The organism is Paenibacillus sp. FSL E2-0177, from assembly GCF_037992975.1.
GTDB classification, from domain to species: Bacteria; Bacillota; Bacilli; order Paenibacillales; family Paenibacillaceae; genus Paenibacillus_AQ; species Paenibacillus_AQ odorifer.
In genome coordinates this window covers 6893584-6916115 of sequence record NZ_CP150307.1, presented here as the reverse complement: position 1 = coordinate 6916115, position 22532 = coordinate 6893584, and the positions used below count along the sequence as shown (strand labels likewise).

The window sequence follows — 22532 nt, the reverse complement described above, 5'->3', positions numbered from 1 at the left end:
CACACCTCTCTTTTGTACTGCCTGAGTATAGTATGTGTAATGTCATTTTTTTTATACACATTTATTTTTATTTAATGTACACGTGCTTTTTCAACCTTTTTCCACTTCCGATTTTTGTTACTGGTCTCGGGGAAGGTGTCCCCTTTTTCCATTTTAATATGCTGTGGATTCTGAATTTCGGTATGGAAGCTTCGCGCTTCACCTACCTCTGTATACATGCCTGGATTGGGGGCCTTGTCGCCTTTTTCATATTCTGTCTTTTCGCCCATCATTATCGCTCCTTCCTTAAGTGCAGATGAATTCACTGATTATTGTGCGCAGGTAGGGTTTTTTTCATGTAAAAAGAGGGTGGAAGGATGTCCGGTATTAATATTGCTTGCACTCTGCTGCTCGTTTTGGTATATTAATCAGGTGCGAGTCTATGTTTGTGCTCGTTCCTTGCTCCTGACGTGATTAGGGGCCTCAGACCATAAGGAGGTGAAAATTATGCGCAAATATGAAGTGATGTACATTATTCGTCCTGACATTGAACAAGAAGCTGTTCAAGCAGCAGTCGATAAATTCCAAGGCATCATCTCCAATGGCGGGGAAATTACAAAGCACGAAGTGCAAGGTAAACGCCGTCTTGCGTATGAGATCAAGAAATTCCGTGATGGCGTTTATGTTTTGGTTAACTTCAATGCAGAACCTGCAGTAGTTACTGAATTAGAACGTCTTATGAAGATTTCTGACGAAGTTATTCGTTATCTCATTACGAACGACGTTGCTTAAGATCTTGACAAGCTTTGTAATGAATCGCTCTAAAGGAGGGGACCAGAATTGTTGAACCGTATCATTTTGATCGGACGGTTGACCCGTGACCCGGAACTTCGTTATACTCCCGCTGGTGTTGCCGTAACTCAATTTACGCTTGCCGTAGATCGTAACTTTACGGGCCAGAACGGTGAACGTGAGGCAGACTTCATCCCGGTTGTTACCTGGAGACAGCTAGCAGAAACCTGTGCCAATTATTTGCGCAAAGGTCGTCTGACAGCAGTGGAAGGACGCATCCAAGTGCGGAACTATGAGAATAACGAAGGTAAACGTGTATACGTAACTGAAGTTATTGCTGATAATGTTCGTTTCCTGGAATCTTCACAAAGCCGTGAAGGTGGAAATACTTCAAGTGGTGCAAGTAGTATGCCTGAAGAGCCAGCATATGGTGGCGGTGGTAACGCTGGACGCGGAAATAACAACAATAATTTCTCGCGTAACAACAATACTCAAGATCCTTTTTCGGGCGATGGTAAACCGATTGATATATCGGATGATGATTTGCCATTTTAATTAGGAAGGACTGAAAAGAATATGGCTTTTAAACCAAGAGAAGGCGCTGACAACGACAAAAGACCAGCACGTCGTGGTGGACGCAACAAGCGTAAAAAAGTTTGCTTTTTCACTGTGAACAAGATTACTCACATTGATTATAAAGATACTGAACTTCTTAAGAAGTTCATCAGCGAACGTGGAAAGATTTTGCCACGTCGTGTAACGGGTACAAGTGCAAAATACCAACGCGCTCTTACCATTGCTGTAAAACGCTCGCGTCAAATCGCGTTGCTTCCTTACACAACGGAATAGGACGTTTTATAGAAGCAGTCGGGAAACCGGCTGCTTTTTTGTTGTGAAAAACCAGCGTGTGGATTACGTTGACGTTCCATCTGGAATGTGTTAAATTACAGCTATCCTATAACAAAAGGGGAAATATTGATGTTGGTGACCGTTCTTAACTAGCAATTTCATAACACTGGATTAGGAAGGCTTTAGCAGGCTCGTCTTTTGGCGTTTACGTGCTCTATTTGAGTTCGTTTCGCGCAGAGGTCTGTTGTTCCTAACGGTGGATGATTTAGTTAAGAACACACGAAGCGTCATATGGCCTCTTTACGGCTGTTGTTCTCTTTGTAATTAACCGTGCTCTTAGAGCACGGTTTTTTTGTTTTTCGGCCACCCTGGCTTTTATGGGGACCTTAAGACGCCAGAGAACAATAGCATAAAAAGAAGGGCAAGGACTGCCATAGTGGCATTCTTTGTCCTTTTTGCGTTAGGGAGATTTAGTTCCAAAAAAAGTTAGATCAATAAGGAGGATTTGCTGTGAATTTACAAAGTCTAAACACGTTGGAATACGAAATTATTAAAACCGAGCTTAGCCGTCATGCGGTATCTTATGTAGGAAAGAAAACTGTAGAAGAGCTTATGCCTATGACCTATTTGCCTTCGATTCAAAGAGCGATGGAGGAAACGTCTGAAGCTAAAGAGCTGCTCGAGCGGGGGTCCAGTATACCGATTCCTTCATTGGAGGGGATTGAGTGGATCATGTCACTAATGGGGACTGGATATTTGTACAGTGAGCAAGACTTCACTGCAGTGGCTACATTTCTAAAGAGCTGTAGTCAATTGCGCAAATATATGGCTTCTAAAGAGCAAAGTGCTCCCCGGATTGCTGCTTATGCTTCCTCGCTGCTGGAATTAAATCATGTGCGGGAAGCAATTGATCGTTGTATTCGCTTTGGGGCGATTGATGATGGAGCTAGTAAGGGGTTAGAGCGGGTTCGTAAACGGATTGGCGTAGCTAAAGAACGTCTTCATAAAAAAATTGACGGGATCATGTCGCGCCATCAATCGATTTTGCAAGAGAATATTTATAGTCAGCGTGGTGGACGTTACGTTATCCCCGTAAAGCGGGAGTATCATAAGCAAATAAAGGGATCGGTACTTGATCAATCCACAAGTGGACAGACGGTGTTCATCGAACCAGATGAGATCGCCTCCATGCAGATTGAGCTGGATTTGTTATTAGGAGAAGAGGCGCGTGAAGAAGCTGTGATCCTCAGTATGCTGACCAGCATGGTAGAACAGGAACAAACTGCACTGCGCCTAAATATCGAGGTTACAGGCACCTATGATTTTATTTTTGCCAAAGCAAAATATGCAAGAACGCTGGGAGCATCTGAGGTTACTCTAAATGATAGGGGTTTTCTAAGGATGAACGGAGGCAGACATCCCATGCTGCAGGGCATGATTCCAATTAGCCTGGAGATAGGGAAGGGATATAAATCCCTAATCATTACAGGTCCAAATACAGGCGGGAAAACGGTGGTGCTCAAGACCCTCGGGCTGCTGACCCTCATGGCTCAATCCGGGTTGTTGATTCCGGTCGAGGAGGGGAGTGAGTTTACGGTCTTTACGGATGTGATCAGTGTAATCGGAGACGGACAAAGTTTGGCCCAATCACTCAGTACATTTTCGGCACAAATGAAGTGTATTGAGGGAATGCTGAGAGATGCCTCTAAAGGGGTGCTGCTGCTCATTGACGAGCTGGCGGCAGGTACAGACCCTGGTGAAGGAATCGCCCTCTCAATCGCCATTCTGGAAGAGCTGAGCCGTAAAGGGGCCAATATTATCGTCACAACCCATTTTAATGAGCTAAAAGCCTTTGCCGCTGCGACAGCCGGTTTTCAAAATGCAAGAATGGAATTCGACAAAGAAACGCTGCAGCCGTTGTATCGTCTGACTATCGGAGAAGCGGGGGAGAGTTACGCTCTGCAAATTGCCAAAAAGCTGGGTATCCAGGATAACGTTATCAAGCGTTCGTGGGAGATCGTTGAGGCGCAGCAGCAAAGGCTACAGAAAGGTGATGGGTCGGCATGGGCAAGTCTTTTTAGCAAAGAGGGGGAGAAAGGGAAGACTGCACCTGTTATAGAGGATTTTGAAAAAGAAGAAAAGTCTGCGGAATCACTGAGCGATAAGGAGAAGCAGACCCAATATGAAATTGGTGATGCTGTTCTTGTAACTTCACTAGGGCGGATAGGCATTGTTTATGAGAAAAGAGATCACTTAGGAATGGTCGGAGTGATGATCCAGAAGCAAAAAATGCGGATTAATCATAAACGTTTAAAACCATATCTATCCAAAGATGAGCTGTATCCTGAGGAATATGACTTTGATATAATTTTTGAGAGCAAGGATACCCGTAAAAAGCGGAAATTGATGCAGCGTAAGCATGTCGAAGGCTTGAGAATTACGCATAAGGATGAAGAATAATGTAATAAAAGGATCTGCCTATGAGGTAGGTCCCTCTTTTTTATAAATACTATGAAATATGCGTAAATTCAAGCAGGAGTATAGGCCTAAAGCTTAGAAGTTATTGTAACCATTCTAAAACTTTGTTACAGTAAATATTTATTCCATAGCTTATATGTAGATATACGTTCAACTAGAGAAGGGAAGGAACACATGAAGAATAAGAAGATATGCGGGTTCTTGTTAACAATGCTCGTGATGACTACTGTATTGTCAGCATGCAGCAGAGCAGGTACCAGCAGTAATTCATTATCTTTACATCACAATGAGGTGGTCGAAAAGCCACAGACTGGCGGAGTAGTTACTTATGGATACTCATCGCCGTTTATGGGCTTCTTTGAGCCTGCTTTTTATGAAGGTGAAGATGACTTTCATGTGCTGGAGTTTATTACTGAGGCCATGTTTACGATAGATGATGATTTATCAACGGTTCCTAATATCGCCACTTGGCAGGAGTCCGAGGATCATAGAATATTTACCTTTAAAATTAAACCGGGAATCCGTTGGCATAATGGAGATGAACTGACCGTAGAGGACTGGAAATTTGCGATGGAGACTATTGCTAGTCCAGAATACACCGGATCGCGTTATTATAGTGTGGAAATGATTCAAGGTGCAGAAGCCTATCATAAGGGTGAGGCGAAGAATATAACAGGCCTTAAGGTTATAGATCCTTATACTTTGAAAATAACAATGACAGCTGCCCGCGTTAATACGATTGATAATCTATGGCCGTATCCGATGAATAAAAAATATTATACTGGAGTCGCTGTTAAGGATATGCCTGAGAGTGATCAGATGCGAAAAAATCCGATTGGGATTGGCCCCTTTGAGGTGAGCCTTATTGAACCTGGCCAGCGGGTCGAGATGAAGCGCTTTGATCAATACTATAAAGGTAAGGCTTTATTGGATGGTGTGTTGTATAAGGTATTTGATGACAAGGAAATCATCAGCCTGTTTGAACAAGGCGTAATTGATATAGAGAATGCCCCACGAGATACTTATGAAAAGCTGAGCGAACTCGATAATATTAATATTTTACAATCAAATGAGCTTGCTTATGAGTATATAGGGTTTAAATTTGGGTATTGGGATAGTGAAGCTGAAAAAATCGTAATGGATAACCCTAAATTTGCGGATAAAAGATTACGTCAGGCGATGTATTATGCACTTGATCGGGAGGGGATCATTCAATCATTTTCTCATGGGTTAGGCAAGCCTATAGAAACTCCGGTTTCCAGTGCAAGCTGGGCGAAGATCCCTGACAGTCAGATTAATACGTATCCCTATGATCCGGAAAAAGCGAAGCAGCTGCTTGATGAGGCTGGTTTTGTAGATGTTGATGGAGATGGGCTGCGTGAGGATCAAAAAGGAGAAAAGTTAGTTATTCATTATGATTCTATGCTAGGCAGTCATTCAGCGGAGTTACGAACTGCTGCTATTCTGGAGGATTGGCGAAATGTGGGACTCGATGTGCAGCTTAATGGTGGGGCGTTAAAAGAGCTCAATACCTTCTATGAAGCAGTAGAGGCTGATGATCCGTCCATTGAGTTGTTTAACGGGGTATGGGGATTAGCTAATGATCCTGATCCTTCAGGTCTCTGGAGGGAGAATGATTTGTGGAACTACCCACGTTGGTCCTCGGAGCGGAATGAAGAATTGATTCGCGATGGCACAAGTATGAAGGCATATGATAGAGATTATCGACAACAAATCTATTATGAATGGCAGAAGCTAGTGAATGAAGAGGTTCCAATGATCTTTTTTGCGGAAAGAGAAAGCATTACTGCTGTTAATAAACGTCTACAAGGTGTGCGTGTTGATTCTTTGGGCTCCATAATTGAGCCTAATAAATGGTGGATAAAGGACTAAATTAAAAAAAATAAAAAAAATTACGCAAAAAGTGAAATCAAATTGCTGTTTCATTCGTCATATATATTATGGAGGATGACAACGATGAAGAGACGGATATTGATATGGGCTGGTGCAGCTTTGATAGTCGTTGTCTTAATTACGGTGTGGAGGCCTATCGAGCTGGGCTTTAAACCGGATATTGACGCGGGTTCAGCAGTGCTGCTAGATATGGATAGTGGAGACATATGGGTCAATATAAACGGCGATGTGCCTATGCCACCGGCCAGTGTGTCTAAATTAATGACTGAAATGATTGTGCTGGATCACATAACCTCTGGAACCCTTAGGTGGGAGGATAGAGTCCCTATTAGTGCTTACGCCAGTCAAATGGGAGGTATGAGTCTCTCATTAAAACGAGGAGATTTCTATACAGTAAGGGAGCTATTCGAAGGCATCACCATCTATTCTGCTAATGATGCTGCAGTTGCATTGGCAGAATATATGGCAGGATCAGAGGATTCTTTTGTACTTATGATGAATGATAGAGCACGTAGTTTAGGTTTATCTCCTAATACGGTATTTACCAACGCCTCTGGATTGTCGAGCAAGGATCTTGGTATCATTCGTCAGCCTACGCATATCGGTGGCCAGACGTTGATGACAGCGAGGGATACAGCCAAATTGGCAGCTGCGCTAATCCATAATCATCCTGATGTACTGAATATTTCCGGTCGTACACAGATGCAATTAAAGGATAAAGGGTTATATGTTAGTAATAGCAACCTTATGCTTCCAGGTATGGGCGGCGCTTACGCATACGATGGAGCAGATGGGTTGAAGACTGGATATGATAGCCAGACGGGATATTGTATTGCGGGATCAGCCCAGCGAGAGGGGCACCGGCTTATTGCGGTCGTTATGGGGGCAGAGACCTATGGCAGCCGATTTGAGGGTGCTGCTAAATTGTTCGATTATGGGTTTTTCCGCGGTTTACATTATGGAGAACGGGTAAAACATATTATACATGCCCTTGGAATTCGAAGTTAAATTTGGAGCATCATACCAGTAATTATTACTTGGTATGGTGCTTTTTCCCTATTCATGTCGGTATTTGTTGTTTCTTTTTATCCATTTAGTGATTACAATAGAAATATTGTTTTATCCCATATTATTTTAGAAACGCAAAAAAACTTTTTTCTATAATTTAGAATGACCCGAATTTCCTGAAAGGGGGGACAATAAGATAATGGAATAAGGGACAGTAAATTCGCCGCCGAGAGAAATAAAACCATGACTGCCTGAGAACGATCAGGAGGCATTGTAAATATATGGTATGTGTAATTATTCTACAATAAAGAAGGAATCAAAGATGAAAAAAATAAAGAAAAGATACATTGCGCTAATTGTTCTCGTCGTTGTTATAGCGGGAGGCTTTCTCTTTCGGAATTCTTTGGCCGTATTAGCCTTTGATCTCTTTTTGTCCGATCGGGTAGAAAGCAAGCTGAAAGAAGAATCTTACCAGCCACTTAAGGATGAGAATAAGGTTAAGCCAGAGCCGGTTGTATACAAAAGCGATCCATTCTCGCTGATGCTGCTCGGGACTGATCAACGCGACAATGAAACCGCACGTTCAGACACTATGATGTATGCTGTTGTTCGCCCTGAGGATTACAAAATTCTGCTTATTTCTATTCCACGTGATACGTATACCGAGATTATTGGGCATAACGATAATAAAAAAGATAAGATTACCCATGCTTATGCTTTTGGTGGGCAGCAAATGGCTAAGGATACTCTGGAAGCACTGCTGGAGCATGATATTCAGTATTATGCCACCATTAACTTTCAAGGGCTCAAGGATGCCGTTGATGCTATTGGAGGCGTTCCGCTGCCAATCAAGAAGGACATTGTAAACAAGGGTAAGGACCATGAAAAGTTTACGATCGAGGGTGGAAAGTCGAATTATAACGGTCAAGAAGCACTCAACTATACACGCTACCGTGAAGATAGTGACTTTAACCGGACCAAACGCCAACAGGTTTTTATTGATGTCGTAGCTAATAAAATGTTATCGATCAGCCAAATCGGCAATATTCCTAAGCTGCTGGATATTATGGGCGATAATTTCAAGACCGATATTGAGCCTTCAATGATTATTAGTCTGGCCAAGAAATTTATGGGCGGCAAAGATATGGATATCTCAAGCTTTACGGTAATGGGCGAAGGAAAACGTATTGACGGACTTTATTATGATATCGTTGATGAAGAGGACTTGCGCGAAGCTAAGGCGCTGATTGATAATTGGATGAATGCAGGAACACCTGTAGATCAACTGATTGAGCCGGGAAAAGCAAGTAATGCACTCGAGCCCAAAGCAACAGCAGTTACGCAGTAATTCTAATTGGAAAGCTAAACTCATATAAATAAATTGCAGCAGCCATAAACATTCTCATGGCTGCTGCTTACTGTCTTCATGTTATAATGAGTTGGAACTATTATTTAGCTGCTACGTATAATCACATTGGCATGGCAGTAAAAGGAAGTTAAAGAACCGTAATTCCTTCGGAACTCTTTGAGGAGGATCAAGAGATGAATATTGCATTTTTTTTACTTCCGAAACAGGAGGTGGCCTGCGTAACGCTCGATTCTACGCTGCGCCAAACGCTTGAGAGGATGGAGTTTCACCGCTATACAGCAGTCCCGATTCTTAACCGTAATGGAGAGTATGCCGGCACGGTAACGGAAGGTGATCTGCTCTGGTACATGAAAGAGTCGGAGGGTAAGGTTTCGTTTGAGAACGCTTCAAAATTTTTGCTGAAGGACGTTCCATTACGTATGAATAACAAGCCGGTCTCAATTGATGCGGATATGGAAGATCTAATTAATTTGGCTAAGGTGCAGAACTTTGTACCTGTGGTCGATGATATGAACCGGTTTATTGGAATTGTTCGCCGGAGTCAAGTCATAGAATATTGCGAGAAATTTGTAACAAGACAATCACAGGAATCATTATAGTCCCAGTGTATTCGCGGTTATAGAAGCTATCGGAACAAGGCCTGTATTTCCGGCGATAACGGAATGCGGGTCTTTTTTAAAGAAAGCTCCTCTCCCAAAAGAGGCATAGTCAGCATGGATTGAAGCATACTTAAGGGGCGCGGGGCGTCCAGTGTGACACCGAATTTTTTATGCTATAATGGAGAATAAAGCTTTTTGCCGGAGGTAGAGAGACGTGTCCAATGTGCCGAAGGATCTGGATGTAGCCAAGCGCGCCAAGGTAATTGAATGGCTGAAAACCGAAGTGATTGATCAAGTTTCAAGGTTATTTAAAGCGTTATGGGAAGGCAGTACTACCCGTGTCGGTGACAGTCTGGCTAGCTTGATTATGAGCTCTTATATTTTGGGCCGCAGACTAGGGATTCCTTATCGTTCTTTAGATGACTTGCTACTGGAGAAGCTTAGAAAGCACAAGCAGGAAGGGCATCAACTGGAAGATTGGTACCAAGATATATCTGCTTTAGAAGAACATATGCGTAAGAGGTGAATACTGTTGAAATTTCGCTGGTCATCTGTGGCTTGGAGCGTAGCATACTTACTTTTGCTGCTTAGTTTAACGACTCCACTCCTCATCATCACTACCCTGTTTATGATTGTTCCGGCAGTAGTGTTGTTTACTACCCTGAACACGAGACAATTTGTGCTGCATGTATTGCCGGTGTTGCTGATTGTAGGCTTGATTACACCAATTTATCTGTTGATAGCTGCGTATTTCTTAATACCGGCTCTGGTTATGGGGCGCTGGTATAAAAGACATGCCCCGGCCATGTCTACCGTGATCGCAGGTACGGTTACGATTCTTGCACAGTTCCTGCTGCTTTTGCTGCTGGGTACGGCATTATTTAATTTTGACCTGTCTACCTATGTGAACGATGTATTGCAAATGGTTAATTCACCTCTGTCTGAGCTCGGAACTACCAATCCTCTGCTCACTGATATTGGATTTTCAACTGAGGATGTAAACAAGATAAGTCATATGACGGTTCAAATGATCCCTATGACTCTAATCGTAAGCTCCTTCATGATTGCTGTGATTACGCATTCTATTGCCCGCCCGATTCTGAACAGTATGAATTATGCAGTACCTAAGATGAAGCCTGCACGTGAATGGAGACTTTCGAGATCGTTTATTTGGTACTATCTGATTGGTGTTGTTCTACAGCTCTTCTTCTCAGGGTCGGAGAACAATTTCATCCTCATGATTTCTGCCAATCTTCTGCCACTGCTGCGAATTGGCTTTATGATTCAGGCCATCGGATTTTTCTTCTTCCTGGCGCATGAACGCAAATGGAACAAGATGTCTGCCGTTTTGTTAGCGATACCGGTTATTTTACTGCCGCCGCTGCGCATTATTGGTATTATTGATCTTGCGTTCCCACTGCGGGAGTATGTGACCAAATCGAAACGATAGGGTGAGAGTTCATGCCTAAATTTCTGCAAAGACGCTGGCACGGCTATCATACCGTATGGGCGTTCATGCTGCTGTTGGTCCTTATTATAATTGTCAGTGTTTATAACTGGGCGCTTGGGGTCGCCGGCCTGTTTCTGTCAGGTACTTTATGCTTCTATATGTTGAAAGCGGAGATCTCGTTCCGCCGTAATCTGGTGGAATATATTAATGGGCTATCTTTCCGCATTAAGCGGGTAGAGGGCGAAGCAGTCAGCATGCTGCCGCTTGGAATCATTCTGTTTAGCGAGGATCGAACGGTGGAATGGAATAACCGCTATGCCGGCGATATTTTCGCACGCAAGTCTTTAGTCGGGGAATCACTGCAAGAATTATTGCCTGATATGCAGTCTTTTTTCACAGGTGCTGCAGCGGGTAAGCGGGAGGTCGCCAAAGAAGGTGTGCTCCATGACACCCGTCTTGAGATCACCGTGGATGAACGATTTTATCAAGCTGTCATTATTCCGAGTGAGCGTATTCTTTACTTGTATGATATCACTGAGCTTGTGGTGTTACGTGAGCGGTATGAGGATGAGAAGCTGGCGATCGGCATAGTGATGATGGATAACCTGGATGAATCTGCTCAAGGGATGGATGATCAACAGCGAACCTCGCTGATTGCTAAGGTGACGAGTGAAATCACTGAATGGAGTAAGCAGTTTGAGGTTTATCTGCGGCGGTTGTCCTCGGAACGTTATCTAATGCTGCTTAATCATCGTAGCCTGCAAGCGTTGGAAGAGAGCCGCTTCGTGATTCTAGATGAAGTCAGAGAAATGACTGCTGATCTTAAGGTACCCATGACACTGAGTATTGGTCTGGCCTTTGGCGCAGACTCTGCAAGTGAATTAGGGGCATTGGCCCAATCCAGTCTAGATATGGCGCTTGGCCGAGGTGGTGATCAGGCGGCTGTAAAAGCAGGCCAACGGTTATCCTTCTACGGTGGCAAGAGTAATGCTGCTGAGAAGCGTACCCGAGTGCGGGCGCGGGTCATTGCGCATGCTTTGCGGGATCTGATGCAGGAGAGCGATCGTGTGCTGATCCTCGGTCATCGGACACCGGATATCGACGCTGTGGGTGCTGCAATCGGCCTGTTAAGGGCTGCGCAGATGTATAATGTAGAGGCTAGCATTGTGATGGAGACTCCTAATCCATCGATAACTAACATGATGGAGCAGATTCGTAAGGATGATGAATTGTATAAGTCATTCATCACAACGGAGCAATCCCTACAGATCATGACAGAGCATACCCTGCTTATTGTTGTGGATACACATAAGGCGTCTATGACGATGGAGCCGCGGCTAGTGCAATATGCCAGCAGAATTGTAGTGGTGGATCATCACCGCAGAGGTGAAGAGTTCATTAACGATGCTGTATTGGTGTATTTGGAGCCATACGCTTCATCGACTTGTGAGCTGGTGACAGAGCTGCTTCAGTATATTCATGAGAAGGTAAAGATCAGTCCGCTGGATGCTACAATGTTGTTAGCGGGGATCACGGTGGATACGAAGCATTTTGCGCTTCATACGGGGTCGCGTACCTTTGAGGCCGCAGGCTTCCTGCGCCGGAATGGTGCCGATACCGTACTTATTCAGCGCATGCTCAAGGAGGATTTACAGGAGTATATTTCCAAAGCCGAAATTATCAAACATGCGCGGATGGTGTATGACCAAATCGCGCTTGTAGTTACGGCACCAGGCATGAAAATTCCGCAGCTTCTTATTGCTCAGACTGCGGACACGCTGCTTGGGATGACCAACGTAGTCGCTTCATTCGTCATCAGCGAGCGGCCTGACGGCCTGATTGGCATTAGTGCCCGATCACTAGGACGTATGAATGTACAGGTCGTGATGGAGAAATTAGGCGGCGGAGGGCATCTGTCCAATGCCGCGGTACAGCTTGAAGGAACATGTAAAGAAGCAGAAGCCAGATTACTGCAGGTGCTGGCTGAAATCGAATCGAAAGAGGGGTTATTCGAATGAAGGTCATATTCATAAAAGATGTTAAGGGTCAAGGTAAAAAAGGTCAGGTTAAAGAGGTATCCGAAGGTTATGCTTCTAACTTCTTATTGCCACGTGGATTGGTTCGTCCGGCAACGGAAGGTAACGTGAAGACGCTGGAGAATCAAGCGGCTGCTGAACAACGCCGTAAAGATAACGAAAAAGAAGAAGCACAGCAATTGGGTAAGAAGCTTGACGAGCTAACACTGACAATGAAAGCAAAATCAGGTGAAGGCGGACGTTTATTCGGTGCTATTACAAGCAAACAGATTGCTGAGACACTGGCTTCCACCAAAGGAATTACTATTGATAAGCGCAAGATTGAATTAGGTGAGCCAATTCGCCATATAGGAGTATTTCAAGTAAGCGTAAAATTGCATACTGAAGTAAAGGCCACACTTAAGGTTGAGGTAACGGAGGAGTAACATGGGTGGAGATCTCTTTTTCGATCGGGTTCCCCCGCAGAATCTTGAAGCCGAGCAGGCGGTAATTGGTGCGGTTCTGTTGCAGGATGAAGCGCTCATTACTGCAATGGAACGGGTGAATACCGAAGACTTCTACGATAAAGCGCATCAAATGATTTTTGAGGCGATGGTGCAGCTCGGAGAAGAGAGCCAGCCGATTGATCTTGTTACACTTACGTCCAGACTGCAGGACAAAGGAGAGCTTGAAGATATTGGTGGGGTTAGCTACTTAGCTAAGCTGGCGCATGCCGTGCCTACTGCTGCTAACGTAGAATACTACGCCCAGATTATCGAAGAGAAAGCCATGCTGCGCCGTTTGATTCGCACAGCCACGCAAATTGTGAGCGAAGGTTATACTGGCGGTGAAGATGTAGCCGATATGCTGAGTGATGCAGAGCGGCGCATTCTTGAAATCTCCAACCGGCGGAGCGGCAGTGGATTTATTGCGATCCGCGATGTCTTGATGGAAGTGTTCGACAAGGTTGAGTTGCTTCATCAAAATAAGGGGGGTACCTCAGGTATCCCAACCGGATTTGTGGATTTAGATCATATGACTAACGGATTCCAACGTAACGATCTGATCATTGTTGCGGCTCGTCCATCTGTTGGTAAGACTGCATTCGCCCTGAATATTGCACAGAACGTGGCAGTACGCGCTAAAGAAACTGTTGCGATATTCAGTCTGGAAATGTCAGCGCCACAGCTGGTACAGCGGATGATTTGTGCTGAAGCCAACTTAGATGCCAATATTATGCGTACCGGTGACTTCAAGAGTGATGATGATTGGTCCAAGCTGACGATGGGTATTCAGTCTCTATCTGAAGCGGAGATTTATATCGACGATACACCAGGTATCACGGTAACCGATATTCGTGCAAAGTGCCGGAGACTGAAGAAGGAAAAAGGACTTGGCATGATCGTCATCGACTACTTGCAGCTCATTCAGGGCCGCGGTAAAGGCGGAGAGAACCGTCAGCAAGAAGTATCGGATATATCTCGTACACTGAAGCAGATTGCTCGTGAGCTAGATGTGCCGGTTATTGCCCTGTCGCAGTTAAGCCGGGGTGTAGAGCAGCGCCAGGATAAACGTCCAATGATGAGTGACTTGCGTGAATCGGGTTCTATCGAGCAGGATGCCGATATTGTTGCGTTTCTGTATCGTGATGATTATTACAATGCGGATACGGAGAAGAAGAATATTATTGAGATCATTATAGCTAAACAGCGTAATGGTCCCGTAGGCACGGTAGAACTGGTCTTTCTTAAAAATTTCAACAAGTTCGTTAACTACGAGCGAGCACATGCGGAACCATTTGCTGGTTAAACCTGACATGTATAATTCCCGAACGATTGCACATTTCTTTGTGTAATCGTTCGTTTTATTTGACTTTGAAAAAAACCGCTGTTACACTGAGAATTGTCCTTTAGCGGGTTAAATCTGCTTGGCGTCCGGAGGGCCACGTACATAAGAATGACGTATAGGGTCCATATTATGAAAAATAATGGTGCTAAGTAGCACCTACGGAGGAATGAACATGTCAACGGTAGTCGTCGTGGGAACACAATGGGGAGACGAAGGTAAAGGGAAAATCACTGACTTTCTAGCGGAAAGTGCAGATGTGGTCGCCCGTTATCAAGGGGGCAATAATGCCGGTCACACGATTCTGATTGACGGTGAGAAGTTTAAGCTCAGCTTGATCCCTTCGGGTGTATTTTATAAAGAGAAAACTTGTGTAATTGGTAACGGAATGGTTATTAATCCGGCTGCCTTGATCCAAGAAATTAATTATATTCATGAGAACGGTTTTGATACTAAGAACTTAGTGATCAGTGATCGTGCTCATGTCATTATGCCATACCATATGGTGCTGGATGCTCTCGAAGAAGACCGTAAGGGTCCGAACAAGATTGGTACTACACGTAAAGGTATCGGTCCTTGTTATATGGATAAGGCAGCACGCAACGGTATCCGTATTGCTGACTTGATGGACGCTGAGGAATTCGAACTGAGACTCCGCCCCTTGATGCAAGAGAAGAACCAAGTGATTACGCAGGTCTATGGTGCCGAAGCTCTTAACGTAGAAGAGATTCTGACTCAATACCTGGAATATGCAGAAGTGCTGCGTAATTATGTAACAGACACCTCTGTTATTCTTAATGATGCCATTGATGCGGATCGCAAAGTGTTGTTTGAAGGTGCGCAAGGAGTAATGCTTGATATCGATCAAGGCACGTATCCGTTTGTTACTTCATCCAACCCATCTGCCGGTGGGGTGTGCATAGGTTCTGGTGTGGGACCGTCCAAAATCAAACAGGTTATTGGGGTTGCAAAAGCCTATACCACTCGTGTTGGAGATGGCCCGTTCCCTACAGAGCTGAATGATGCAACAGGTGATTATATCCGTGAAACAGGTCATGAATATGGCACAGTTACCGGACGTGCACGCCGTGTAGGCTGGTTCGACAGTGTAGTTGTGAGTCACGCTCGTCGTGTAAGTGGAATCACAGGGCTATCTCTTAACTCGCTGGATGTACTTAGCGGACTTGAGACTGTGAAGATCTGCACAGGCTACAAATACCGTGGTGAGGTAATTACTCATTACCCTGCTAGCCTCAAAATGCTGGCAGAATGTGAAGCGGTATATGAGGAGCTTCCAGGCTGGAGCGAAGATATTACTTCTGCAAAAACGTTGGATGATCTTCCAGCAAATACACGCAGATATGTTGAACGTGTATCTGAGCTTACAGGTATTCCGATTGCTATCTTCTCAGTGGGTCGTAACCGTGAGCAGACGAATCAAGTATTGCCAATTTATATCTAAAACCTAGTTATACTAAGGAGCCTCGTTAGAGGCTCTTTTTTTTGTTCTGAGGACTATCTCTCTCTCTTTTGGGGCCTAGATTTATACCTAGACGTTTCCCAAGGCCGGTTCTAGTCAATACTGGATGTATAGAAGAACATGTACATGATCTACCAGATAGACTTGAACATAGGTGAGAGGAGAAATGAAGATGAAGATCGTGAAGCGAGCACTTAGCGTATGTCTGATTGTGGTACTTGCCAGCACTCTTTCAATTCTAACAACGGGCGTGGTTGTAAATGCTTATATTCAGTCGGTACTGGCTAGCTTCGATATTAAAGTGAATACTCCCGGTCCGGGATTTGGAGGAATGATTCGGAGCATCATTGGCATGGATAACAAATCTGACTCGGATACAGCCAATAAAGAAGTAACCACAGGGAGTACAGTTAGCAAGGAGACCGACAAAAGCACGGATTCGCCAGCTAAAGGCAAGGGCGAGCCCGTAGATGATAATACTCCGACTGATGCCTTACCAGTTATGGGGCAAGTTACAACCGAAAGTTCAACTGATAACGGAAGTGGAAGTGTTGGTGACCAACAATTAGTAATGACACCTGAGGCACTCAGTGACTTCAAAGATAATCTTCCATCGGAAGAGAAGGTAAATATATTCAATATTTTGATGTCCAAACTACCCCAGGATGAGATGGCAAAAATTTCAACAGCGATGGAGGATGGATTAACAGAAGATGAGGTTAAAGAGCTGCAACAGGTAATTGCAAAATATGTTGATGCAGACGAATATGAGAGCATAATGAAAATGCTTACACCAACTACAGAATCTACGCAATAGCTTTTATAATTGTCACTTTATAGACACAAGAAAAAGGTTAAAATTTCATATTTGCGCAAAAAACCCGCGTATTTGGCGGGTTTTTTGTCATGTCTAAAGTTGAAATTTTTCTCTAAGCTATGGTACAGTAAACAAGGACCTCAAGAGGTTAAATTTTTGTAACCTCCTTAACAACCTTTTTATAGGTTCATTAGAAGCAGGAATTAAGCACTAGTATACGTAGAAATTTACATGGACGTAATCTATATAATCGAGGTCGTACAATTAGCTTGGCCGCTTTTGTCGGAAGTAAAAGCGGACTGAAAGGGAGAGTTTCATGAAGGGATTTAAGTTCATGCGTCGGATGAGCAAGCTGCAGGATGGACATCCAGCAGCATCCGAGGCGAATGTTCAACAGAGCCACAATTTCGATCACGACTCCAAACACTTTCAACAAGAGAAAGGTACTCGCAGATTTCGGCGTGCTTGGATTTTGGGATCTGTCGGCCTTGTGCTTCTAGCTACGGTGTTGGTTGGAGCAGAGAAAAAGTATGTAGCCGCTAACACGGTTACCTATTATCAAGTGTTGGTGAAGGGTGAAGAAGTCGGAAGACTTACCGATCAGACGCAGCTTAACCAGCTATACGATAAGAAACAACGAGAATATCAGGAGAAATATCCGAATTCAACCATGGTGCTGCAAACAGAGGGCATAACAATAGAAGAGCAGAAGGCATACAAGCCAGAAGTTGATAGTGAGGCGACACTTACTAAACTAGATGGAATGCTGAAAGCTTATGCGGTAGGCGTGCAATTGATGGTAGATGGCAAGGCCGTTGGCATAGTTAAGGATCAGGAAACTGCTAATGCTGTGCTCGAAGGGGTAAAAAATCATTATGTCCCACAAGCAGAAGTAGCAACGACGGCTAGTAAGCTAACAAGAACGGCTGCTTCCAGCTCATCTGCTGCAAAAGCGAAGGCTCCAGAGCAAGTAGAGTCGGTAGAGATTAGCGAGGATATTTCTATCGTTCCTATCAAAGCAGATCCTAATAAAGTGTTGGATGTGGAAGCGGCGGTCCAGACACTTACCGAAGGCAAAGAGGCGCCTCTTCTTTATACCGTTCAAGAGGGCGATACGATTTCGGGGATTGCCAAACGGTTTGAAATCACCCAAAAAGAGATTTATAGTAACAATCCTAACGTGAAAGAGCTGACGTTGAAGATTGGAGATACACTGAAGCTGAAGGTACCCCAACCAGATGTTACAGTAGTAACTGTGGAAAAAGTGACTGAGCAGATAGTGACTGAGCCGGAAGTGGTTGTGCGTTCGAGCGATCAGCTAGCGGCAGGCAAAAGTAAAGTGGTTCGCCCAGGGCAAACTGGACTTAAGGAAATGGAGTATCGGGTAACGAAGGAAAATGGTACGGTTGTCCAAGAAGAATGGTTAGGCCAGACCGTTATAAAAGCCTCGCTGCCAGAAGTTGTTTATCGGGGAACGAAGGTTGTTGGTGAAGGAACAGGCATGTTCAGTTGGCCGGTAAGCGGCGCAACCCTGACAAGTAGCTTCGGTGAGCGTTGGAGCCGTGCCCATAAGGGTATTGATATGGTATCTAGCAATCGGAATATAAAAGCTTCTGATGCCGGGACCGTAATCTTTGCAGGGGTGCAGAGTGGATACGGGAATGTAGTTATTGTGGACCATCGCAACGGATATCAAACCTATTATGGTCATTTAAAAAGTATCTCGGTTTCTACAGGCCAACGTTTGGAGCAGGGTGGCAAGATTGGCGTAATGGGCAGCACCGGACGTTCGACGGGTACACATCTGCATTTTGAGATTCGGAAGAATGGCACTGCTGTAAATCCAATGAAGTATTTGCAATAATTCATACTTAATCCTTTAACTGCTCGATTTTAATCGGGCGGTTTTTATTTTTTTTAATCTACGAGTGACGGCAAAGCCGGTTCTTTTTGCTGGGCAGGGGGATTGCTTATTTCGTAGGATGTGACGGTTAGACAGGTATGTTAAAATAAAGGAATGATCATTAAGTAAGGATAGGAAGGTGAAGCTGGGACATGCAGATGGGAACGATTCTGGTAGTAGATGATGAACAGCCTATTGCTGATATATTGAAATTTAATTTAGAAAAAGAAGGCTACGAGGTTATTTGTGCTTTTGATGGCAACAGTGCAGTGGAGCTGGCATTGTCCAAAAGGCCCGATCTTATGCTGCTTGATCTTATGCTGCCCGGCAAAGATGGCATGGACGTCTGCCGCGAGGTGCGTTCTGCGCACTTGGACATTCCTATCATTATGCTTACAGCCAAGGACGGAGAGATTGATAAGGTACTTGGCCTGGAGCTTGGTGCTGATGACTATGTGACCAAACCTTTTAGTACACGTGAATTGCTGGCCCGAGTTAAAGCCCAGATGCGGAGACAGCATAAACCGTCACCACAGGGGATGGCGAGTGAACCAGCAGAGAATAAGCAGGGCATTTATCATTTTGATCTGTTTATAGATACAGATATGTATATGGTCTATAAGGGCGGGGAGCCGCTTGACTTGACCCATCGTGAATATGAGCTGCTCTACTATATGATCAAACATGCCGGTAAGGTGATGACTCGGGAGCATTTGCTGCAGGCAGTGTGGGGATTTGAGTATTTCGGTGATGTGCGGACCGTTGATGTGACGATCCGTCGTCTAAGAGAGAAAATTGAGGAGAACCCCAGCAAGCCCGAATATATTTATACTCGGCGTGGACTTGGCTATTTGATGCATAGCCCTAAAAATGGAGGACTGTGATGAAGTGGCGGTCCTTTATCCGGACAATTCAGGCAAAACTTATTATTATTTACGTGTTGCTGATTCTGATAGCTATGCAGTTGATCGGGGTTTATTTTGTGAGCTCGATGAAGAACTCGTTAACAGATAATTTCACCAAGGACCTTAAAGCACGTGCTGAGATGTTGTCTATCCTGACTGCTGATAAATTTGGTAGTGAGGCTGGAACGGCTGATGAGGAAACGGCTGTGGAAAGTCTGCGCGGGATGGTCAATAATCTGTACATTAACGGGGCTGAAATTCAGGTACTGGATGCCAGCGGCAAAATCATCACCACTTCCGTTCCCTCGCAGAATGACTATGTCGGGCAGCGTAACACCCAGACAGTTGTGAATCGGGCCTTGCAGGGCATCAGTGATAACGAGGAATATATTATTGCGGATGATAATGTGCGGAAAAAGGTTGTGGCTAAGCCTGTGCTCTCGGGGGACAAGGTAGTGGGCGCAATCTATATTGCTGCTGACATGAAGGATCTATACGCCACGATGGGCCGGATCAATAGTGTATTTATCTCAGGTTTGCTGTTAGCTCTAGCGTTAACGGTTGTTTTATGCGTCATTCTGGCGCACACTATCACGCAGCCTATTAAGGAAATGACGAGGCATGCTACGGCGGTCGCTGAAGGCCGATTCAATCGTAAAATGCCCGTATTGGGCAATGATGAAATTGGACAACTCAGTCAGGCGTTCAATTATATGACCGGTAGATTGCGTGAGGCACTCTCGCAGAATGAAGAAGAGAAGGAGAAGCTTACCTCTATTCTGACGAACATGAGTGATGGTGTTGTGGCTACAGATGAGAACGGAGTAGTGATTCTGATGAATCGGCGGGCAGCATTGATGCTCGGAAATGAAGGTCCGTTGCCGGAAGGTGCTCCTCTAGATAAACTGTTGGGCTTAGATTACGAACAAAGCGGATCCCTGGCTAAAGGCAATGCCCAATCTGCAATGCTTCATCTGACCCATATGGGTGGAGAAGATTCTAATATCGTAAGAGTGACGTTTACTCCGATTCATCGTCGTGAGGGTGGCATTGCCGGCACAATTGCTGTGTTGCAGGATGTCACCGAACAGGAGAATCTGGAGGAATCACGCCGGGAGTTCGTGGCGAACGTTTCGCATGAGCTAAGAACACCACTTACCACTATTAAAAGCTATGTTGAAGCACTGGATGATGGAGCACTTGAAGATCCGCAGCTGGCGGTTCGGTTTGTTGGGGTGATTCGCAACGAAACGGAACGGATGATTCGTCTGGTTACGGATTTGCTGCATCTTTCCCGTCTGGATTCCAAGGAAGCTCTCCTTCGAATTCAGCAGACAGATATTACCGAGATGCTGGAGGATGTTGCGGATCGTTTTTCTTTTCAAATTCGGCAAAAGCGTATCGATATCAGTACAAGGGTCCGCAAAGATGTTACTACGGCGTGGCTTGATCGTGATCAAATCGACCAGGTCTTGGGGAATTTGGTCTCCAATGCGCTAAAATATACGCCAGAAGGCGGTACAATTGAATTGGAAGCGTTGAAGAATGAGGATGGAATGCTCTCCATTTCTGTACGTGATTCGGGGATAGGGATTCCGAAAAAAGATATCGAGCGGATCTTCGAACGATTTTATCGCGTGGATAAGGCACGTTCGCGGAACATGGGAGGCACTGGACTTGGCCTTTCCATTGCCCGGGAAATTGTGAAGGCACATGGAGGCTCCATTTCCCTGCAATCCGAGCTAAATGAAGGTTCAAAGGTAACCTTTACCCTGCCTTTGAACGAGCAAAGGGGGAGTGAGGCGTGAAGGAACGAATCAAATCATGCATTCTAGCCTTGCTCGTGCTCGGAAGCCTGGTTGAAAGCTATTATTTGATCTACCGCTTGCCTGGTGCTGATTCTGCGGTGCTTTCTGAGAACCTGTATGTGAAGACAGATAATATGGGTCCGGAAGAGAAGGTAGAGAACCTGTTATACCCTGACAAAATGATCATCCATATGGGGGAAGGCAAGCATACGCTTTTTTATCCGGACTCTACGTTCTATAGCTTGATCATGAATCGCTTAAAAGGTCGTGGCTTCGAAAGCTTTCAGCGGCACTCGGTACAGGATTATGATTGGGATAAGATCCGCAATGAGAATCCTGGGATTGAGCTTTCGTTCGGAGCGGGCATTCCGGTAACGTTATTGCAGCGGGTGATGCAGTTATCGCCAGATTCCCTTTTTGAAGGAGAAAGCATCGATCGCATTTGGATCTATAACATTAAGAACGATTCCAAGGCCCATGCTATTTTCTTCAGTACGAGAGGCGACATCATATACGAAGCGGCAAAAGCGGATTTAACGGTTCAGGATGTGCAGCAGCATGTTGATTTCGGTAAGAATTGGACGCCTTACAAGACCGTAAGCGGGGATTATTATGTGCCAGACAGTAAGATTTCTCTGGTTCAGGTAGACATGCCTTCCGGGATGTACACCATAGAGCAAATGCAGAGTAATCTTTTCTTCGATGTTGGAAGTACTAGATATATCCGGGAGAAAAACGGCTCGGAGATTTATACGGACAGCAAACGAAGCCTTCAGGTGGACCAGGGTAAGAACTGGATGAGCTATAGCGACCCTGCGGCTCTTCCAGCTGGAGAAAGTACCCCTGCCAAGGATGCTTTGGAAGCTGTAGAATTTGTGAACCAGCATGGCGGATGGAATGGGACTTACCGTTTGGAGGCTACAGAGGAAGGGAGACAGGAGAGAAAGGTCTCTTTTCAACAATATTATGGCTCCTATCCGTACGGCTCCTATCCGATAATGAGCCATTCATCATTACAGTATGGTGTAATAAATCTGGAACTGCAGCAGGGAACAGTATCCTCTTATGAACGTTCTCTAATCTATATAGATGAAAGTAAGGCCGTAAAAAAGGTAGTGGAGCTATCTGGAGGTGCGGATCTGGAGTATAGGTTGTCTCTGGTCAGTAAAACTTCGGCAGTGAAGGATTTAACGCCTGCTTATGTGCCTGAGGTGAAGGAAGATCATCTGGAGCTGATACCTGTCTGGAAAGTTACACTTAGTGATGGCAGCGTGCTTACTTTGAATTAATGGGCAAGTGGTTCATATAACATTTAGGAGGT

Annotated in this window: 20 protein-coding genes; 19 read left to right on the top strand and 1 reads right to left on the bottom strand. The window is 44.7% G+C overall.

The genetic code is table 11. The annotated features are described in order from the left end of the window. Nucleotides 1-71 precede the first annotated feature (71 nt). Nucleotides 72-269, bottom strand: coding sequence for a YjzC family protein (locus tag MHI25_RS30785; protein ID WP_036677774.1), 198 nt, complete (start codon nucleotides 267-269; stop codon nucleotides 72-74). A gap of 217 nt (nucleotides 270-486) precedes the next feature. Between MHI25_RS30785 and rpsF the strand changes: the two genes are divergently transcribed. From rpsF to yycH, 19 genes are all read left to right on the top strand, one after another. After that, a complete protein-coding gene (gene rpsF / locus MHI25_RS30780; protein ID WP_036677776.1) occupies nucleotides 487-771 on the top strand; it encodes a 30S ribosomal protein S6 in 285 nt (94 codons plus the stop codon). A gap of 48 nt (nucleotides 772-819) precedes the next feature. Continuing rightward, complete coding sequence (ssb, locus tag MHI25_RS30775; protein ID WP_036677780.1) at nucleotides 820-1326, top strand: single-stranded DNA-binding protein; 507 nt, start codon at nucleotides 820-822, stop codon at nucleotides 1324-1326. Between the two features lie 21 nt (nucleotides 1327-1347). Further along, complete coding sequence (gene rpsR / locus MHI25_RS30770) at nucleotides 1348-1620, top strand: 30S ribosomal protein S18 (protein WP_036651767.1); 273 nt, start codon at nucleotides 1348-1350, stop codon at nucleotides 1618-1620. Nucleotides 1621-2130: 510 nt separating this feature from the next. Beyond that, complete coding sequence (locus MHI25_RS30765) at nucleotides 2131-4080, top strand: DNA mismatch repair protein MutS (RefSeq protein ID WP_340394783.1); 1950 nt, start codon at nucleotides 2131-2133, stop codon at nucleotides 4078-4080. Nucleotides 4081-4272: 192 nt separating this feature from the next. Then, the gene (gene opp4A, locus MHI25_RS30760; protein ID WP_076278205.1) at nucleotides 4273-5991 is read left to right on the top strand and encodes an oligopeptide ABC transporter substrate-binding protein; all 1719 of its coding nucleotides are present in this window, start codon (nucleotides 4273-4275) and stop codon (nucleotides 5989-5991) included. A gap of 84 nt (nucleotides 5992-6075) precedes the next feature. Next, nucleotides 6076-7020: a D-alanyl-D-alanine carboxypeptidase family protein gene (locus MHI25_RS30755; protein WP_312147237.1), complete on the top strand. Its 945-nt coding sequence runs from the start codon at nucleotides 6076-6078 to the stop codon at nucleotides 7018-7020. 322 nt (nucleotides 7021-7342) lie between these two features. Then, nucleotides 7343-8368, top strand: coding sequence for an LCP family protein (locus tag MHI25_RS30750; protein WP_076099795.1), 1026 nt, complete (start codon nucleotides 7343-7345; stop codon nucleotides 8366-8368). A 194-nt stretch (nucleotides 8369-8562) separates the two neighbouring features. Next, on the top strand, nucleotides 8563-8988 hold the full coding sequence (locus MHI25_RS30745) for a CBS domain-containing protein (RefSeq protein ID WP_036677795.1): 426 nt from the start codon (nucleotides 8563-8565) through the stop codon (nucleotides 8986-8988). 223 nt (nucleotides 8989-9211) lie between these two features. Continuing rightward, nucleotides 9212-9514: a MazG-like family protein gene (locus MHI25_RS30740; RefSeq protein WP_170914153.1), complete on the top strand. Its 303-nt coding sequence runs from the start codon at nucleotides 9212-9214 to the stop codon at nucleotides 9512-9514. 6 nt (nucleotides 9515-9520) lie between these two features. Next, complete coding sequence (locus MHI25_RS30735; RefSeq protein ID WP_076124314.1) at nucleotides 9521-10438, top strand: DUF2232 domain-containing protein; 918 nt, start codon at nucleotides 9521-9523, stop codon at nucleotides 10436-10438. 11 nt (nucleotides 10439-10449) lie between these two features. Further along, on the top strand, nucleotides 10450-12456 hold the full coding sequence (locus MHI25_RS30730) for a DHH family phosphoesterase (protein WP_076124313.1): 2007 nt from the start codon (nucleotides 10450-10452) through the stop codon (nucleotides 12454-12456). Further along, nucleotides 12453-12899: a 50S ribosomal protein L9 gene (gene rplI / locus MHI25_RS30725; protein WP_036677804.1), complete on the top strand. Its 447-nt coding sequence runs from the start codon at nucleotides 12453-12455 to the stop codon at nucleotides 12897-12899. Before MHI25_RS30730 ends, rplI begins: the two co-directional genes overlap by 4 nt. A gap of 1 nt (nucleotide 12900) precedes the next feature. Continuing rightward, nucleotides 12901-14262, top strand: a complete 1362-nt coding sequence (gene dnaB, locus MHI25_RS30720) for a replicative DNA helicase (RefSeq protein ID WP_036677807.1) — start codon at nucleotides 12901-12903, stop codon at nucleotides 14260-14262. Nucleotides 14263-14473: 211 nt separating this feature from the next. Continuing rightward, nucleotides 14474-15760 carry an adenylosuccinate synthase gene (locus MHI25_RS30715; protein ID WP_076105178.1) on the top strand — a complete coding sequence of 429 codons (1287 nt, stop codon included), beginning with the start codon at nucleotides 14474-14476 and terminating at the stop codon, nucleotides 15758-15760. Between the two features lie 190 nt (nucleotides 15761-15950). Continuing rightward, on the top strand, nucleotides 15951-16595 hold the full coding sequence (locus MHI25_RS30710) for a hypothetical protein (RefSeq protein WP_339189048.1): 645 nt from the start codon (nucleotides 15951-15953) through the stop codon (nucleotides 16593-16595). Nucleotides 16596-16911: 316 nt separating this feature from the next. Continuing rightward, nucleotides 16912-18459 (top strand): M23 family metallopeptidase, encoded by a 1548-nt coding sequence (locus MHI25_RS30705; RefSeq protein ID WP_076191477.1) that lies wholly within the window; start codon nucleotides 16912-16914, stop codon nucleotides 18457-18459. A gap of 191 nt (nucleotides 18460-18650) precedes the next feature. Beyond that, complete coding sequence (yycF, locus tag MHI25_RS30700) at nucleotides 18651-19382, top strand: response regulator YycF (RefSeq protein WP_076124308.1); 732 nt, start codon at nucleotides 18651-18653, stop codon at nucleotides 19380-19382. Then, nucleotides 19382-21211 carry a cell wall metabolism sensor histidine kinase WalK gene (walK, locus tag MHI25_RS30695; protein ID WP_036677817.1) on the top strand — a complete coding sequence of 610 codons (1830 nt, stop codon included), beginning with the start codon at nucleotides 19382-19384 and terminating at the stop codon, nucleotides 21209-21211. Before yycF ends, walK begins: the two co-directional genes overlap by 1 nt. Further along, on the top strand, nucleotides 21208-22500 hold the full coding sequence (gene yycH / locus MHI25_RS30690; protein WP_076124306.1) for a two-component system activity regulator YycH: 1293 nt from the start codon (nucleotides 21208-21210) through the stop codon (nucleotides 22498-22500). Before walK ends, yycH begins: the two co-directional genes overlap by 4 nt. The last annotated feature ends 32 nt before the right edge of the window (nucleotides 22501-22532 follow it).